Raw genomic sequence first — 16,848 nt, forward strand, 5'->3', positions numbered from 1 at the left:
TGTTGTCCGTGACGTCACGGAGGAACAGGAGGAATAATGTCGCAGTCTGACATCCTGGAGGGTCTCGCCGCGATTCTTGAGGAGGTCGCCGGAGTCGACCCGGCCGACGTCACCGCGGACAAGACGTTCATCGACGACCTGGACGTCGACTCGCTGTCCATGGTCGAGGTCGTCGTCGCCGCCGAGGAGAAGTTCGACGTCAAGATTCCTGACGAGGACGTCAAGAGCCTCAAGACCGTCGGCGACGCGGTGTCCTACATCCAGCGGGCGGGTGTCGCCGCGTGACCGCCACCCCCAGGCAGGTCGTCGTCACCGGCCTCGGGGCAACCACCCCTCTCGGCGGCGACGTCGCCTCCACGTGGGAGGGTCTGCTCGCGGGCCGTTCCGGTGTGCGTCGGCTGACCGACGAGTGGGTCGAGCAGCTTCCGGTTCACATCGCCGCGCCCGTCGCGGTGGAACCCCCGCTGGAGCGGCTGGAGGCACGCACCCTCGACCGCGTGCAGCAGCTGGCTCTGGTGGCCGCCCGGGAGGCGTGGGCCGACGCCGGGACGCCCGAGGTCGACCCCGAACGGCTCGCCGCGGTGGTCGGCTCCGGCATCGGCGGGGTGCTGACCCTGCTCAACCAGTACGACATACTGCGCGAGCGGGGCCCGCGCCGGGTCTCCCCACATGTGGTGCCGATGCTCATGCCCAACGGTCCGGCCGCGACCGTGGGGCTGGCCTTCACCGCCCGGGCCGGGGTGCACGCCCCGGTCAGCGCGTGCGCGTCGGGCGCGGAGGCCATCGGCTACGCCCTGGACATGATCCGGGCCGGCCGGGCGGACGTGGCCATCACCGGCGGGTCGGAGGCGGCGATCCACCCGCTGCCGCTCGCCGGATTCGCCCAGATGCAGGCCCTGTCCCGGCGTAACGACGCCCCGCAGGCGGCATCCCGGCCGTTCGACAAGGGACGCGACGGGTTCATCCTCGGGGAGGGCGCCGGCGCCCTCGTCCTGGAGTCCGCCGAGCACGCCGCAGCCCGCGGCGCGCGGGTGTACGCCACCCTGGCCGGGTCCGGGACCAGCGCAGACGCCTACCACGTGACCGCCCCCGAGCCCAGCGGCGCCGGCGCCGCCCGGGCCGTGCGTGCAGCGCTGCGCTCCGGGGGGCTGACCGCGGCCGACCTCGTGCACATCAACGCCCACGGCACCTCCACACCCATCGGGGACGTCGCCGAGGCCCACGCGCTGCGGGCCGCGCTCGGGGATGCCCTGGACAGGGTGGCGGTGACCTCCACCAAGTCCATGACCGGGCATCTGCTCGGGGCGGCCGGGGCCGTCGAGGCGGTGATAGCCGTCCTCACCCTGCGGGACAAGGTCGTGCCGGCCACCCGTAACCTCGACGCCCTCGACGACGAGATCGACCTCGACGTGGTGTCCATCGACAACCGTTCCATCCCCGGGGGCGCGGTCCTGTCGAACTCGTTCGGTTTCGGCGGGCACGACGTCTGTCTCGCCTTCACTCCCTGAGCACGCTCCCTGATCGCACCYCCTGAGCGACCGCCGGGCCACCCCCGGCGGCCTGCCGGCACCCTGACGGGAACAACGCGTCCCACCGCTGGTTCCCGGACCCGGCATCCATCCCGCCGGTGATTCCGTCCAGCCAGTTCGTGTCCTGTTCAGCCAGTTCGTTCAGCCGGATATTCATGGCGAACACCCGGTACCGACCGTCGCATCCGGCCGACGTGCGGTCGGTGGCCGGGTGCTTCCGTGTGCAGGTGTCCGGTTCTCTCGGTTCCAGATTTTCTGCTCTGATTTCTTTACCCACTTTTTTCCATACCTGCTTTTCTCATGCCCACAACCAGCGGATCATATGGCCCGACCGCTGTCCACAGACATAAACAACGGGAAATTACGGGTGACTGCGACAGAAAACCGTGAGGACCCGTCCGGTCGCAAACGGGAACGATGATCCGATGAGCCCGCGGGCCACGGCACGGCCCCGGCCCGCGGGCGCTCGCCTGCTCTCGTCACTGACCCAGGGATCCCAAGGAGATAAACGGTGAGTCTCTCCACGCTCGAACGCACCGACCCGCGTGCTCCGTCGGCCCGGCTGGCCCAGTTCTTCGACCCCGACACCTTCGAGCCCTTCACCACCACAGACACCTCCGGCGTGCTGGCGGGAACGGGCACCGTCGAGGGCAGCCCGGTGGTGGCCTTCGCCACCGACGCGGCCATCCAGGGCGGAGCGATGGGACGCGAGGGCTGCACGCGGATCGTCGACGCCATCGAGGCGGCGGCCCGCCTGCGCCGCCCGGTGGTCGGGATCTGGCATTCCGGCGGGGCCCGGCTGCGGGAGGGAGTGGCCTCCCTCGACGGGGTCGGCCGGGTGTTCGCGGCCACGGTCCGCAACTCCGGGCGCATCCCCCAGATCTCCCTGGTGCTCGGCGCCGCCGCCGGCGGTGCCGCCTACGGCCCCGCGCTGACCGACATCGTCGTGATGGGCCCGGCCGCCAAGGTCTTCGTCACCGGCCCCGACGTCGTACGGACGGTGACCGGTGAGGACTGCACCGCCGACAGCCTGGGCGGGCCCGACGTGCACGCGCGCCGCAGCGGGGTCGTCGCCGTCACCTGCGACTCCGACGAGGCCGCCGTCGCCCGGACCCGCCAGTTGTGCGTGCTGCTCGGCGAGCAGGGCGGCATCGGCACGGTCCAGGCCCGCGAACTCGGTGACCTGCTGCCGGAGTCCCCGCGCCGCGCCTACGACGTACGCCCGCTGGTGGCGGGCATCCTCGACGACGACGTGGTCGAACTGCACCCCCGCTGGGCGCCGAACATCGTCACCGCTCTGGGCCGGCTCGGCGGCCGGACGGTGGGTGTGGTGGCCAACAACCCGCTGCGCCGCGGCGGCTGCCTGGACGCCACGTCCGCGGAGAAGGCGTCCCGCTTCGTGCGGATGTGCGACTCCTTCGGCGTGCCGCTGGTCGTCCTGGTCGACGTCCCCGGCTACCTGCCCGGTGTGGGCCAGGAATGGGAGGGCGTGGTCCGGCGCGGCGCGAAGCTGCTGTACGCGTTCGCCGAGTGCACCGTGCCCCGAGTCACCGTTGTCACCCGCAAGGCCTACGGTGGCGCCTACGTCGCCATGAACTCGCACAGCCTGGGCGCGACGGCCGTGTTCGCCTGGCCGACCGCGGAGGTGGCGGTGATGGGCGCCGAGGCCGCCGTCGGGATCCTCCACCGGCGCGAGCTGGCCGAGGTCCCGACCCAGCGCCGTCCGGAGGTGGTCGCCGAGCTTGCCGCCGAGCACGTGCGCGCGGTCGGCGGGATCGACCGTGCGGTGGAGCTGGGCGTCGTGGACGCCGTGGTCACCCCGGCGGCCACCAGGGCGGCGATCGCCCAGGCCATCGCCGCCGCCCCGGCGGGTGCCGCGGGCCACGGCAACATCCCGCTGTAGCGATGGTCACTGCTGCGCCCGTTGTCCCGGCTTCGCCCGCGGGACGGCGGGCGCGGCGTCCAACGCCCCTCGGATGACGTCCGCGACCTGGTCAGCCTCCAGCAGGAACGCGTCGTGCCCGTACAGCGACCGGATCACCGCGAGCCGGCCGGCCAGGGCGGGTACCCGTGCCGTCTCGGCGATCTCACGCTGGAGGTACAGCGGGTAGAGCCGGTCGGAGTCGACGCCGGCCACCGCGATCGGCACCGGGCAGCGCGCCAGCGCCGCGGCCACCCCACCCCGGCCACGGCCGGCGTCCTGGGTCATCATCGCCCGGGTCAGGGTCACGTAGCTGCCGGCGTCGAACCGGCGGACGAGCTTGTCCGCGTGGTGCTCGGCGTAGGACTCGGCCTCGAAACGGCCGTCGGGCCGCACCCGGTTGCCGAAGCGGCCGGCGAGCTCCCGCTCGCTGCGGTAGCTGACCTGGGCCATCCGGCGAGCCAGCCCCATCCCCGCGTGGGGGCCGGCACCGGCGGGCCGGTGGTGGTAGTCCCCGCCGCGCCAGCCGGGGTCGGCGGTGATCGCCGCGATCTGAGTGGAGTACAGGGCGATCTGCTCGGCGGTCGCGGCCGCCCCGCAGGCGACGACCACCGCCCTGGCGACGCGGTCGGGATAGCGCAGCGCCCACTCCAGGGCACGCATCCCCCCCATCGACCCGCCGACCACGCCGGCGAAGCGCCGGATCCCGAGCGCGTCGGCCAGCAGCGCCTCCACCAGCACCTGGTCACCGATGGTGATCTGCGGCCAGCGGCTGCCCCAGGGCCGGCCGTCCGCGGCGGTCGAGGACGGGCCGGTCGTCCCCTGGCAGCCACCCAGGACGTTCGGGCACACGACGAAGTAGCGTTCGGTGTCCAGCGGCCGGCCCGGACCGATCATCGCATCCCACCAGCCACGGCTGACGTGCCCCGGGCCGGCCGGACCGGCGGCGTGGCTGTCACCGGTCAGCGCGTGCAGGACCAGCAGGGCGTTGGACGCCGTCGGGTCGAGCCGCCCCCACGCCTCATAGGCCACTGTCACGCCGGGTAGCGACGCCCCGCTCTCCAGTTCGACCGGGCCGGGCAGCTCGACGAACCGGCGCGCCCCGGCCGGGTCGCGTCCGGCCCGCCACGCGCCGGAGACGGGCGGCAGGCGGTCGCCCACCGCCCGGTCCGGGCTACTGTCAGCCCTTGGCGGCACGGAAGCCGGCGTCGAGGTCCGCGAGGATGTCGTCGATGCCCTCGATTCCGACGGAGAGGCGGACGAGGTCGGGGGTCACCCCGGTGCTCGCCTGCTCGGTCTCGGTGAGCTGCGAGTGCGTCGTGGTGGCCGGGTGAATGATCAGCGAACGTACGTCGCCGACGTTGGCCAGATGGCTGAACAGCTCCACGCCCTCGACGAACTTCCGGCCCGCCTCAGCACCGCCGACGATCCCGAACGACAGGATCGCGCCGGCGCCCTTCGGCAGCACCCGCTGGGCCCGGTCGTACCACCTCGACGACTCAAGCCCCGGGTAGTTGACCCAGCTCACCTCGTCCCGCGCCTGGAGCCACTCGGCCACCCGCTGGGCGTTGGCACTGTGCCGCTCGATCCGCAGCGACAGCGTCTCCAGGCCCTGCAGCAGGAGGAACGAGTTGAACGGCGAGATCGCCGCGCCGATGTCACGCAGCAGCTGGACGCGCGCCTTGGCGATGAAGGAGCCGTGGCCGAGGACGTCCCAGTAGACCAGCCCGTGATAGCTCGGGTCGGGCGTGGTGAAGTTCGCGAACCGGCCCGACGCGCCGAAGTCGAACCGCCCACCGTCGACGATCACGCCGCCGATCGCGGTGCCGTGGCCGCCGATGAACTTCGTCGCCGAGTGCACAACGATGTCGGCGCCGTGCTCGAACGGCCGGTAGAGGTAGGGCGTGGCCAGGGTGTTGTCGACGATGAGCGGGATACCGGCGGCGTGCGCGACCTCGGCGATCCCGGCGGTGTCGAGCACGTCCCCCTTGGGGTTGCCGATCGTCTCGCCGTAGAACGCCCGGGTGTTCGGGGCGATCGCGGCGCGCCAGGCGTCGAGGTCGTCCGGGTCCTCGATGAAGCTGACCTGGATGCCCAGCTTGGGCAGCGTGTAGTGGAACAGGTTGTACGTGCCGCCGTACAGGCTCGCCGAGGTCACGATGTGATCGCCGGACTCGGCCAGGTTCAGGATCGCCAGCGTCTCGGCCGCCTGGCCCGAGGACAGCGCGAGCGCTCCCACTCCCCCTTCGAGCGCGGTGATCCGCTGCTCGAAGACGTCCTGCGTGGGGTTCCCGATCCGGGTGTAGATGTTGCCGGTCTCACCGAGGGCGAACAGCGCGGCGGCGTGGTCGGTGTCCCGGAAGACGTAGCTCGTCGTCTGGTAGATCGGCACGGCACGGGCACCGGTCGTCGGATCCGGCTGGGCACCGGCGTGGATCTGGCGGGTCTCGAACGACCAGCTCTCTACTGACATGAAACGTGATCCTCCCCGGAAATGGGCGGCTGCGCCGGACAGGCCGCGTTAGCACTCATACCGGGACGGACGCGACCGCCGGGTCACGGCCACATGGATTTCGAACATCACCAACGGCCGTCAGGCGGGACAACAGACCTCGTCCACAAAGACCTCGTCCACAAAGGTCTTGTCCACGAACAGGCGCGCCGGGCACTCCCGCATGTCGCACGACATGACTAACCAGGAGCGCACATTTCGGACTCTAGCACCCGCCAGCGGGCCTCGTCCCCGGGAAGGGTGTCTCCCGGGGATCCTGCCGGTGGCCCGGCCCACGCGCCCCGCGCGACCCGCGGCCGCCCGCCTCGACAGCGCGTACCAGCTCAGGCCGACGCGGGGGCGGCCGACGGGCCCTCGGACGCCGGGGTGGCCGCGGCCTTGCCGGTGAGGTCCGGCAGCCGCAGCTGCTCGACGCGCTGGCCACGGTGCGCCAGCACCGCGCTGGAGTGGTACTCCTCGGCGAGGGAGAGGAAGTCCGGCTCGTGGTAGCGGCGCCCGTCCACGGTGGGGCCGGGCGTGCCCTCCATGATCGCTTCCACGTCCTCGCCGGTGATGGTCTTGTTCGTCTCCAGCGCGTGGGTGACCGCGAGGATCTCCCGGCGGTTGGCCTCCAGGATCGTCTCGGTGCGCGCGTAGAGCTCCTGCAGCTTGGCCTCCACCTCCGCGACGAACGTGCCGCCGAGGTAGCCCGGGCTGCTGCCCGAGTAGGCCGGGTTGCTGCCCAGTCCGGAGGCCAGTGCGGGGCGTGACGTGAGCGTGGTGCCCATGGCGTGCCGTCCGATGCTGCGGGCGACCAGCTCGGTGGCGGCGTGCAGGTCCCCGCCGACGCCCTGGGTGTGGTCGCCCTCGAAGAACATCCGCTCACCCACGATGGAGGCGAGGAAGGTCATCACGTCGATCTCGACCTCGGAGCGCCAGTCGACGAACCTGTCCTCCAGCGGCACCGGGGCCACGAAGCCGCCGGTGTCCCCCCGGCGCTCGATGGTCGCCATGTCGATCGCCATGTGCTTCTGCAGCCGGTACATGACCACCGCGTGGCAGGCCTCGTGCAGGGCGACGCTGTGCCGCTCCCGMTCGACGTACTCGTGGTCGTCGGGCAGGCCGTGTTCCTTGATTGCCTTGGCCTTGAGCAGGTCCGRCCAGGTGACGACCTCCCGGCCCGACTTGATCGCCTGGATCAGCGCCTCGTTGACCATGTCCTTGATGCTCGCGCCGGTGGCGTACGGGCTCATCACGGCGAGCCGCTCCACCTGCTCGGGCGCCACGTCGTGGCGGACCTTGGACAGGTAGCCCTGGAAGGTCCGTACCCGGCCCTCCTTGCTGGGGTAGCCGACCTTGTAGATGCGGTCGATACGGCCGGGCCGCAGCAGCGCCTCGTCCAGGGACTGCGGCATGTTGGTCGCCATCATGATCATAATGCGGTACTTCGGCGGCGGCTTCGGCCGCATCCCCAGGGCACGGCGAACGACCCGGTTGAGGAAGCCGCGGGGCTTCTTCAGACCCGATATCTCGGTCAGCAGCGCCTGCAGCGTCCCGTCGAAACTCGACTGGCCGCCACCRCCGCCGCCGGGGACGACGAACTGGGCCTCGGCGAGCTGCCGGCGGCTGCCGTGGCTGGCATAGGCCAGCCCGTTGCACGAGGAGTGCGCCAAGCCGCCAGGCCCGAAGACGGGGGTGCCGCCAGACCCGAAGGCGGAGGTGCCGGGCCCGAAGACGGGGATGTCGACCAGGCCCGCCGGAGCCGCCCGCCCGAAGTCGCCGGTGAGCTGGCCACGGTTGCCCAGGGTGTCGGCCTCGTCGAAGAAGACGATCACACCGCCGTAGCGGAGGGCCAGCTTGCGCAGCTTGCGGAAGAGACTCTTGACCTTCATCACGCCGACGCCGAAGAACATCGCCCGGAACGCCCCGGGGTCGACGAAGACGTAGGGCTTGCCGGTCTCGCCGGCGACCGCCTCCGCGATCAGGGTCTTGCCGGTACCCGGCGGGCCCCACAGCAGGATGCCGCCCGGCACGTAACCGCCACGGCTTTCGATCTCCTCGGGCTTCTCCAGGTGGAAGACCACCTCCTTGACCCGGGACAGGACGTGGTCCTGACCCCAGACGTCGGTGAACCGGGTCTTGATGTCCTCCGGGAAGTAGACGTCCACACCGCCGCGGGAGAGAAACCAGAAGATCGCTACGAACTGGCCGACGGCGAGCATCATGAACAGGACGAGCTGGAGCACGAACGGGACCGCGTCCCAGATGTCACCGGGGAGGGTGACGAGGGCGTTGAAGATCGAGTCGTTGCGGATCCGGGCGTAGACGAAGGCAGCGACCGCGAGGGTCACCACCCACTTCAGGGCCCGGCTCAGCCGGTAGCGGTTCCAGTCGTTGAACCGCAGCAGGCGGCGCTCGAAGCGGCCGAAGATCCGGTCGGTCCAGAACACGTAGTAGGCCGACGAGCGTTCGCCGATGAACATGTGCACCTGGCGGACGAGCTCGATCGCGAACAGCGCGACCAGCCACCAGCTCGTCGACACCTGCTCGCGCAGGGCGTCGGAGAAGGCCATGATCGGGTTGTCCGACATGGCCGCGGCCACCACGAACCCGAACAGCGCCGCGATCAGGACGAGGAACTTCACCCTGTCCCACAGGGCCAGCCGCCTGCGCACCGGCCCCGACGGCCGCGGCGGAGGGTCGGCGGGAGCGATCTGGAACGGCTGCATGGGCGGCTGCACAGGCTGCTGCGAGGACGAGGTCTGATTCATGGTCTTCAATCTCAGGTGATCGGCTTGATCGTGAACGATGTCTGAACCTGGTTGATCTGCGCACCGTGCTTGTCGTAGCACCAGGCGGAACAGGCGAACACGAGCTGGTAGAGCATCGTCTGATCCCGGTCGAAAAGACTGGTCTGGTCGATGGTGACCAGACCGGTGTCCACCCGGAGYTGGTAGATCAGATGGACACCGTGCACACCGCCGTCCTTGCGGACGGCCTCGTCGGTCAGTAGCAGGAAGTGCGGCGCCAGCCGGGCCCCCTCGGGATCCCGCCGGATCTCCTCGGCCTGCTCCCGCTCGGCGTCGTCGATGGAGATGAGCAGGTTACGCAGGTCGTTGGTGGACAGCGTGGCCGCTTCCTCCGGCAGGAGCTGGCGGACCTGGACGAACCCCTTCGGTTCCTGGGCGTCCGGGAGCAGGAGGTTCTTGTCGTCGAACTTCGCCGCCGCGTCGATCCCCACCACCCACTCGCGGGAGGCGAGCACCCGGGCCGCCTCGGGCGAGACGTTGCGAGCGTCTATCCCGACGAAGGCCGGGCCGAGCATGGGCTGGTGCTGCCAGGAGCTGGGGATCTTGAGAAACGTGCCCGCGTCCTTGTTCGTCACGTACTCGTAGCGACCGGAGCCACACCCGGCGAGAACGACGATGGCCGCCAGGAGAGCGGACACGACAGGCATGGCGCATCCCAGCGGCGTACGACTTCCCCTGYCCACGGCCGACCTCCAGAATGTAGTGAGGCTGAGCCTATGGTGCAGCACAGCGCGCCAACGTGACACCTTGTCCGGGAAAGCAGTGCGCACGCGTCGGCATCGACACGGGGGCAACACGCCCCGATTCCTCCCGACCCCGTCCTCGGCCTCCCGTCATGCTAGGACGTGCCCGAGGGATGTTCGATCGCGCGGGCGGCACTCAGACGACCACCAGACAGTTCTAGGCCGCGAGATCCGCGGGCGGCACCGGGTGACCGAGATAGAAACCCTGCCCCTCGTCGCACCCCAGGTCGCRCAGCAGGCTACAGACCTCGCTCGACTCGATACCTTCAGCAACCACTCGAAGATCGAGATTGTGAGCGAGATCGRTGATCGACCGGACGATCGAGAAGTCCTTCGTGCGATGCGCCACATTCACCACAAACGATTTGTCGATCTTGAGATCGTGGACGGGAAGATCACGCAGGTAGGCCAGGGACGAGTATCCCGTCCCGAAGTCGTCCACCGAGATCCGGATTCCCTCACCGCGTAACCGGGTGATGACGCTCATCGCGTTACGCGTGTTCACCATGACCGCGCTCTCGGTGAGCTCGAGTTCGAGCGCCCGCGGCGGCAGGCCGGTGCGGTCCAGCTCCGCCCGCACGGTCGAGATCAGCTCCGCGTCGTGCAGCATCCGGGCGGAGACGTTCACCGCCACCGGCAGCAGCCGGCCGGCGTCCCACCAGGACCGCGCCTGGTCGAGCGCGAGCATGAGCACCCGGCGGGTCAGCGGCTTGACCAGGTTGCTCTGCTCGGCGAAGGGGACGAAACGGCCCGGCTCGACCAGCCCGTGGGCCGGGTGCTGCCAGCGGACCAGCGCCTCGACCGCCGTGGTCCGCCCGGTACGCAGGTCCACCTTGGGCTGGTAGTGCAGGACGAGCTGACCGCCGGCGATCGCCGAACGCAGGCCACCGAGCAGCTCAAGGCGCTCCCGGCGGTTCTGGTCGGCGTCCGGGGCGTAGACGGCGACGCCGAGGGAGAGCTGCTTCGCCCGGTACATGGCCACGTCCGCGCAGCGCACCAACGTCCCGGGATCACGTCCGTCAGCGGGGGCGAGCGTGATCCCGATGCTGCCGTCCACATGCAGGGGCAGGGAGCCGACGTCGATGCGCTCGRCCAGCGCCGCCCGGATGCAGCCCGCGACCGCCAGCGCGTCCGCGGCACCCCCCGGTGTCGACGGGAGCAGGATCGCGAACTCGTCCCCGCCGAGGCGGGCGACCGTGTCGCCGGGCCGGGTGGCCCGGCCCAGCCGTACGGCGACCTCGCGCAGCACGTCGTCGCCCACGTTGTGACCCAACGTGTCGTTGATCTCCTTGAACCGGTCGAGATCCATCAGCAGCAGCGCGAGCCGCCCGCCGTCCCGCTCGATCTCCCCCAGTGCCCCGGAGATCCTGTCGTGCAGGAGGATCCGGTTGGYCAGGCCGGTCAGCGGGTCGTGCAGGGCCTGGCGGCGGACCTTCTGCTCGGCGTTGTGCCGTTCGATYGCCGCGGCCAGCACGTTGGCGACCGACTGGACGAAGTCCGCCTCGTCCGCGGCAAACTCCCGTGGTTGCGTCGTGTACGCCACCAGCAGCCCGAAACCGCGGCCGGCTGCTCCGACGCGGGCGGCGACACCGGCGACCCGGCCGACCCCGCCGTAGACCTCGGAGGCGCCCGGCAACGGCACGCCCAGGGGCGTCACGCCGTGGTCGACGACCACCGGGCTGTCCGCGGCCAGTACCCTCGCGATCACCGAGCCACGCTGCGCGACGGGTCCCAGCACCTCGCAGTACGGCACACCCAGCGTGTCGCGCACGACCTCGGCGGCCTCCCGCCGCAGGCTGCCGACCGTCGTCCCGACGAGCGCGCGCTGGCCGAGGCGGGCGACGGCCGCCTGCCGCCGTTCGGCCTGCCGCAGGTCCGTGACGTCCTGCAGCACCACCGCCAGCAGGTCCCGGGACTCCCCGACCTCGGGGATCACCGACACCCGCAGCGCCCGCTCCCGCGCGTACCCGTCGACCACCGGTCCGGCGGCCAGGCGCAGGCTCAGGTAGGCGTGCTGCGGCTGCTCGGTCCGGATCGCCGTCGCGACCAGCCCCCACTCGCCTTCCAGGGCGGTTGCGCCGGCGTACGGCCGCAGCAGCCCGGCCAGCCGATCCAGCGGGTCACCGGCCCGCAGCCGGCCGTCGATCAGACGGTCCACGACCGGTGACGCGCGGCGGATCCGCCGCGCGCGGTCGACGAGCAGGATCCCCATCGGGAGATCGTCGACCGGGGCGCCGTCGGAGACGAGCTCCAGCAACGCCGTGTGCTCGCCGACCGTCTCGGCGTCGATGTGGCCGCGGGTCACATCAATGATCGTTCCCAGGTTGCCCACGACCTGGCCGTCCGGGCCGCGCAGCAGACTGGCGCGGATCCCGACGCGACGGTAGGACCCGCCCCGGGTCCTATAGCGCGTCACGTGGTGACAGTGGTCGGCACCGCCGGCCACCACCGCCATGAACAACGCCACCGTGTGGTCGCGCTCGTCCGGGTGTACGTAGTCGAGGAAGTGCTTCCCCAGGCTGGCTTCGACCTCGAAGCCGGTCACCACCGTCCACGCGGGGTTGAGATAGGTCCAGCGGCCCTGGGCATCGGTCCGGAAGACGATCTCGGGCAGTCTGTCGAGAATGTCCCGGGCGGCACCGTCCGCGGCGGGCGGCGGATCCGTACCCGCGAGGCCTGCCATGGCCGCGGGACCAGAACGGCCTCCGGCGCCGGCGGGACCCTCGGCGCCGGCAGGGCCCGCTGCCGCCGGATCGTCCTCGGCCGGGCCGCGGTGAGCGGATCCGCCGCCAGCACCCTGGCGATGCCACGAACTGCGCAGCGTAGCCATCTCACGCGAAGTGTGACCGTTGGAGGACATGGCGCAGCAGTATTGCGACTCACCGCGGGGTTGTAAATACTTCTGGTAGCCATAAGGCTACTATGAGACCCATGATCCGGCTACGCACAGCAATCGCGATATCTCTTGCAGCCGGCTTACTGATCATCGCTATACCCGCTCGGGCGACCGTGCCGACCAGCCGGGCCTCGACGCCGGCCACCCCCGCCTGGACGCGACAGACGGACGGGACGTTTCCGCCACCCTGTACGACCGGTTCGGCAGCGTGCACGGACGCCGTAGTGACTACAATGCGTAACCGGCTGCGACTACTGGAAGACCACTGCGACCCCCGCGCGTCCTTCGCCCTGGTCTACCTGCGCACGACCGAGACGTTCCGCGACGCGGTCGCGACACCGGACTACTTCGCCGACCCCGCCTGGGTCCGGGCCGAGGCCGCGCTGTTCGCCGAGTACTACTTCCGGGCGTTCGACGGCTGGTCCGACGGCAGGCTGGCCGACGTGCCACCGGCGTGGCGGACCGCCTTCGCGGCGGCCTCGGCGCCCACCGTCTCCCCCGCCGGCGACCTGGTACTCGGCATGCACGCACACATCACCCGCGACCTCCCGTTCGTCCTCGCCGCCATGGGCCTCACCGGCCCGGACGGCAGCAGCCACAAGGGCGACCACGACCGGATCAACGAGGTCCTGGCGAAGGTGGCGGTGTCCCTGCTCAAGCAGCCCGGGACACCGCTGGGCTCGCTGCCGGACGAGGCGGCGAACCGGCTCGGCACCGATCGCGAGGCCCTCGTCCCGACGCTGGTCGCCGCCCGGGAGAACGCCTGGCGGGACGCCGAGCGGCTGGTCGCCGCCCGCGACAGCCGGGAACGCGCGGTGATCGCGTGGACGATCGAGACCCGCGCCGAGGCAGGCGCTCAGGGGCTGCGGTCGCTGTTCAGCGACGCGCCCGTGCCGGCGTCCGCTGCCGCCGCATCCTGTCCCCCCCGCTCCCCCACCGGGGGATAACCGCCCGCGCGCCTGCCGGCGGCCGGCCGCCGCGGCTGCCGGTGGACGGGGCCGGACTTTGGCGGATTCGTCCGCGAGAGGCACACTTGAGCTCGTGGCGCACTACCGACATGGTCGAAAGGTCCCGGCACTGCCACCCGCGCAACGCCACACGATCGGGGCGTGCACGGTCGTGGTCGTGTTCGCCGTCGTGGCGCTGACCGCGTGGCGGCCGGCGCTCTTCGCGCTKCCGGGGTTCGTGCTGATCCTCGCGCTCGGCGGCCTGGACCGGGTGATCGTCACGGCCCGGGGCCGGTCACCAGCACCGGACCAGGCCCGGACCGGCCCTCTCGGCCTTGCCCCGTCCGGCGCCGACAGGGATGTCGACACCGACATGGCCACGACGGTGCTGCCCCGCCTGTCAGCGGTGGACGACCCGCTCACCATGCAGACGATGGTCATCGACATGCGAGGGCTGTTGGAGGACAACMCGGCCTGGATGCGCTAGGCGTCCTGGATGCGCCGCTGGGCGTCCTGGGCGTCGCTGCCCGCGCGGGCCGCGACGAGGGCGAGCACCCTGTCGGTGGCCAGCCGGACCGCCCGCGGATCACCGCCGGCGCGGCCGGCCGCGAGGCCGACGAGGAAGGCGGTCAGGGGAGCCGCGGGCCGCTCCACGGCGTGAGCCACCTCCCGGGCGAGCTTGAGAACCCCTTGGACGTCGAGGAGCGCCGGGTCGAGGTCGAGCGCGCCGGCCGCGTCGACCACCCAGTCGTCAAGAGAACTCACCCGTCCATCCTGGCCTGGCGCCCCTGACCCGGCACTCCTGACCCAGCACCGTGCCCGCTCGACATCCGCGGGCCGGTCGCAGTCCAGCGTGACACGCGCGTCGGCGGGCAGCACCCGCACCGGCAGGCCAGCCAGGACGGAGCGCATCGGAACGCCGGCGGTGACCACAGGCAGCCGAGCGCGCAGCGCCGACGTCCGCCACACGCCGGTGAGGTACTGCCGGCGGCCCGCCGGGTCGGCCAGCAGGGCGCCCTGCACCTTGCCGTCGTCGACGGCCCGCACGAGCGTGTCGAGGGTCCCCGCCGTCACGAACGGGAGATCAGCGGCGAGCACCGCCACCAACGGCGCGCCCACCAGCTCGAGACCGGCGGCCAGGGCCGCGACCGGTCCCCCGCCGGGCGGTCGTTCCCGTGTCCAGACGACGTGCCGCGACGCCGCGACCGGACGCCGGGGACCGACCACGATCACCTCCTGGGCGTCGTCCACCGCGGTCAGCACACGTTCGAGCAGAGTCTTCTCACCGATGGTCAGCGCCGGTTTGTCCACTCCGCCGAGCCTGCGGGCCAGGCCGCCGGCGAGCACCACCGCGTCCCAGCCCGTCCGCCGGCCGTTCACGTCAGCCGGTCACCCGCCGATCGCCGACATCGGCCGCGCCGGCTGGGTGAACGCCGGCTGGTCGATGCCGTGCCCGGCCCGTTTGCCCCGGACCGCCCGCATCCACAACGCCGCCAGCTGCGCGTCGTCGGCCCCGGCCCGCATCGGGGTGCGCAGGTCGGTCTCCTCCCGGGCGAACAGGCAGGACCGGACCTGCCCGTCAGCGGTGAGCCGGACCCGGTCGCAGGCGGCACAGAAGGGCGCGGTCACCGAACCGACCAGTCCCACCGTGCCCGGCCCACCGTCGACGGTGAACAGCTCGGCGGGCGCGCTGCCCCGGGCGGGCAGCGGCGCGAGGGTGAACTCGCCACGCAGCCCGGCAAGGATCTCCGCGCCGGTGACCATGGCGGCCCGGTCCCAGGAGCGCTGGGGGTCGAGCGGCATCTGCTCGATGAAGCGCAGCTGGTAGCCCCGTCGCAGGCACCACCGCAGCAGGTCGGGCGCCTCGTCGTCGTTGACGCCGCGCAGCAGCACCGCGTTGACCTTCACCGGTACCAGCCCGGCGGCGGCCACGGCGGCCAGCCCCGCCTGCGCGTCGGCGAGCCGATCCCGACGCGTCAGCGCCTGGTAACGGCCGGGCCGCAGGGTGTCGAGGGAGACGTTCACCCGGTCCAGCCCCGCCGCGCGCAACGCCGGGGCCATGCCCACGAGCGCGATGCCGTTGGTCGTCATCGACAGCTGCGGGCGGGGGCGCAGCCGCGCCAGGCGGGCGACGAGGCCGACCAGGCCCGGCCGCAGCGTCGGCTCGCCACCGGTGAGYCTGACCTCGTCGACACCGAGCCTGCTCACCGCGATCCGCACCAGCCGGACGATCTCCTCGTCGGTCAGGATCTCCGCCCGTGGCAGCCAGGCCAGGCCTTCGGCGGGCATGCAGTAGGAACACCGCAGGTTGCAGTGATCGGTCAGCGAAACCCGAAGATCGGTGGCCACCCGGCCGTGGGAATCACGCAGGCGCACCCGCCCAGCTTAGGCCGTGCCTGACGGATGTTCGATCGCGTGGACGCCGGCCCGAAGCGCTCCGGAGATGATCCTCCCCGCCCCCGAATATCGGTGTCACACTCGGATAGGCCGACGAGGTGTGCGGATCTATGGTGGAGTGGGCACGGGGCTGGCACACAGGGCTTGGCACAGCGGTGCCCACGACGGCGCGCCGCGGCACTGTGCGCGCCGCGCATGGCGGATACCGCGTCAGAGATATCGGCGCCGGTGGTAACAGGAGGACACAGGCGACATGCAGGTCTTCGGTGTCGACATCGGCGGTACCGGTATCAAGGGTGCACCCGTCGACATCGACGAGGGAACACTCACCGCGCCCCGCTTCCGGCTACCCACACCGCAGCCGGCACAACCGGCGGCCATATCCAAGACCGTCGCGGAAGTCGTGGCGCACTTCGGCTGGACGGGGCCGGTCGGGGCCGCTTTCCCCGCCGTCATCAAGGGCGGCGCGGCCCGGACCGCGGCCAACATCGATCCGGTCTGGGTGGGCACCGATGTCGCGGCAACCCTTGGATCGGTGCTGCCAGGCAGCCCGGGCGGGGTGGCCGTGGTCAACGACGCCGATGCCGCGGGCGTCGCCGAGATGGCCTTCGGTGCCGGCCGGGACGTCGGCGGCGTCGTGATCATGACGACTTTCGGTACCGGTATCGGCACGGCGGTGTTCCTGCACGGGCAGCTCGTTCCCAACACCGAGCTCGGCCATCTGGAGATCGGTGGGTACGACGCGGAGACGAGGGCGTCCGAGGCGGCCCGCGAACGCGACGATCTTTCCTGGGAGAAGTGGGCGAAGCGCGTCACCCGCTATCTGAATGCGCTTGAGGCGCTGCTGTGGCCGGATCTCATCATCATCGGCGGTGGCGCCAGCCGAAAATCTGATCGTTTTCTCGACCGCCTCGAGGTGAACACGAAGGTCGTCGCGGCGCAGCTGCAGAACGAGGCCGGAATCGTCGGCGCGGCCCTGTTCGCCGGCGTCAGCGACCAGGCCCGGCCGAAGGTGACGGCCCGGCCCACGCGCCGGCGCCCGCCCGCCACCAGGCCCCCTGGCGGCCGTCGTCCCTGAAAGGCGACCCGCGGGCGCCGTCGTCGAAATGTAGCC

Annotated in this window: 13 protein-coding genes; 6 read left to right on the forward strand and 7 right to left on the reverse strand. The window is 71.4% G+C overall.

Features of this window, described 5'->3' with window-relative positions; genetic code table 11:
- Positions 1–36 precede the first annotated feature (36 nt).
- The 3 genes from BL254_RS07035 to BL254_RS07050 all read left to right on the forward strand — a co-directional run bounded on the left by BL254_RS07035 (position 37) and on the right by BL254_RS07050 (position 3,432).
- Entirely contained in the window at positions 37–285 is a 249-nt protein-coding gene (locus BL254_RS07035) for an acyl carrier protein (RefSeq protein WP_047221415.1), read from the forward strand.
- Entirely contained in the window at positions 282–1,508 is a 1,227-nt protein-coding gene (gene fabF / locus BL254_RS07040) for a beta-ketoacyl-ACP synthase II (RefSeq protein ID WP_047221414.1), read from the forward strand. Before BL254_RS07035 ends, fabF begins: the two co-directional genes overlap by 4 nt.
- Positions 1,509–2,040: 532 nt before the next feature.
- Positions 2,041–3,432, forward strand: coding sequence for an acyl-CoA carboxylase subunit beta (locus BL254_RS07050; protein ID WP_076842855.1), 1,392 nt, complete (start codon positions 2,041–2,043; stop codon positions 3,430–3,432).
- A gap of 6 nt (positions 3,433–3,438) precedes the next feature.
- On the opposite strand, the gene BL254_RS07055 is transcribed toward BL254_RS07050, so the two are convergent.
- The 5 genes from BL254_RS07055 to BL254_RS07075 all read right to left on the reverse strand — a co-directional run bounded on the left by BL254_RS07055 (position 3,439) and on the right by BL254_RS07075 (position 12,177).
- Positions 3,439–4,611, reverse strand: coding sequence for a homoserine O-acetyltransferase (locus BL254_RS07055; RefSeq protein WP_217699244.1), 1,173 nt, complete (start codon positions 4,609–4,611; stop codon positions 3,439–3,441).
- A 19-nt stretch (positions 4,612–4,630) separates the two neighbouring features.
- Entirely contained in the window at positions 4,631–5,923 is a 1,293-nt protein-coding gene (locus BL254_RS07060) for a bifunctional o-acetylhomoserine/o-acetylserine sulfhydrylase (RefSeq protein ID WP_047221411.1), read from the reverse strand.
- A 362-nt stretch (positions 5,924–6,285) separates the two neighbouring features.
- Positions 6,286–8,712, reverse strand: coding sequence for an AAA family ATPase (locus BL254_RS07065; protein WP_076842919.1), 2,427 nt, complete (start codon positions 8,710–8,712; stop codon positions 6,286–6,288).
- An 11-nt stretch (positions 8,713–8,723) separates the two neighbouring features.
- Complete coding sequence (locus BL254_RS07070) at positions 8,724–9,398, reverse strand: hypothetical protein (protein WP_047221410.1); 675 nt, start codon at positions 9,396–9,398, stop codon at positions 8,724–8,726.
- 253 nt (positions 9,399–9,651) lie between these two features.
- Positions 9,652–12,177 (reverse strand): EAL domain-containing protein, encoded by a 2,526-nt coding sequence (locus BL254_RS07075; RefSeq protein ID WP_076842856.1) that lies wholly within the window; start codon positions 12,175–12,177, stop codon positions 9,652–9,654.
- A 437-nt stretch (positions 12,178–12,614) separates the two neighbouring features.
- Here BL254_RS07075 and BL254_RS07080 point away from each other — a divergent pair, with 437 nt between their 5' ends.
- Both BL254_RS07080 and BL254_RS07085 read left to right on the forward strand, forming a co-directional pair.
- A complete protein-coding gene (locus BL254_RS07080; protein WP_139342213.1) occupies positions 12,615–13,337 on the forward strand; it encodes a DUF5995 family protein in 723 nt (240 codons plus the stop codon).
- A 178-nt stretch (positions 13,338–13,515) separates the two neighbouring features.
- Positions 13,516–13,824 (forward strand): hypothetical protein, encoded by a 309-nt coding sequence (locus BL254_RS07085; protein ID WP_254857875.1) that lies wholly within the window; start codon positions 13,516–13,518, stop codon positions 13,822–13,824.
- Here the strand turns inward: BL254_RS07085 and BL254_RS28215 are convergent.
- Both BL254_RS28215 and moaA read right to left on the reverse strand, forming a co-directional pair.
- Positions 13,821–14,717, reverse strand: coding sequence for an NTP transferase domain-containing protein (locus BL254_RS28215; protein ID WP_076842859.1), 897 nt, complete (start codon positions 14,715–14,717; stop codon positions 13,821–13,823). The two genes, BL254_RS07085 and BL254_RS28215, sit on opposite strands and share 4 nt — an antisense overlap.
- Positions 14,718–14,726: 9 nt before the next feature.
- On the reverse strand, positions 14,727–15,713 hold the full coding sequence (gene moaA, locus BL254_RS07095; protein WP_047221409.1) for a GTP 3',8-cyclase MoaA: 987 nt from the start codon (positions 15,711–15,713) through the stop codon (positions 14,727–14,729).
- A 274-nt stretch (positions 15,714–15,987) separates the two neighbouring features.
- Here moaA and ppgK point away from each other — a divergent pair, with 274 nt between their 5' ends.
- Positions 15,988–16,812, forward strand: a complete 825-nt coding sequence (gene ppgK, locus BL254_RS07100) for a polyphosphate--glucose phosphotransferase (protein WP_047221408.1) — start codon at positions 15,988–15,990, stop codon at positions 16,810–16,812.
- Positions 16,813–16,848 lie beyond the last annotated feature (36 nt).

The organism is Protofrankia sp. BMG5.30, assembly GCF_001983005.1.
GTDB classification, from domain to species: Bacteria; Actinomycetota; Actinomycetes; order Frankiales; family Frankiaceae; genus Protofrankia; species Protofrankia coriariae.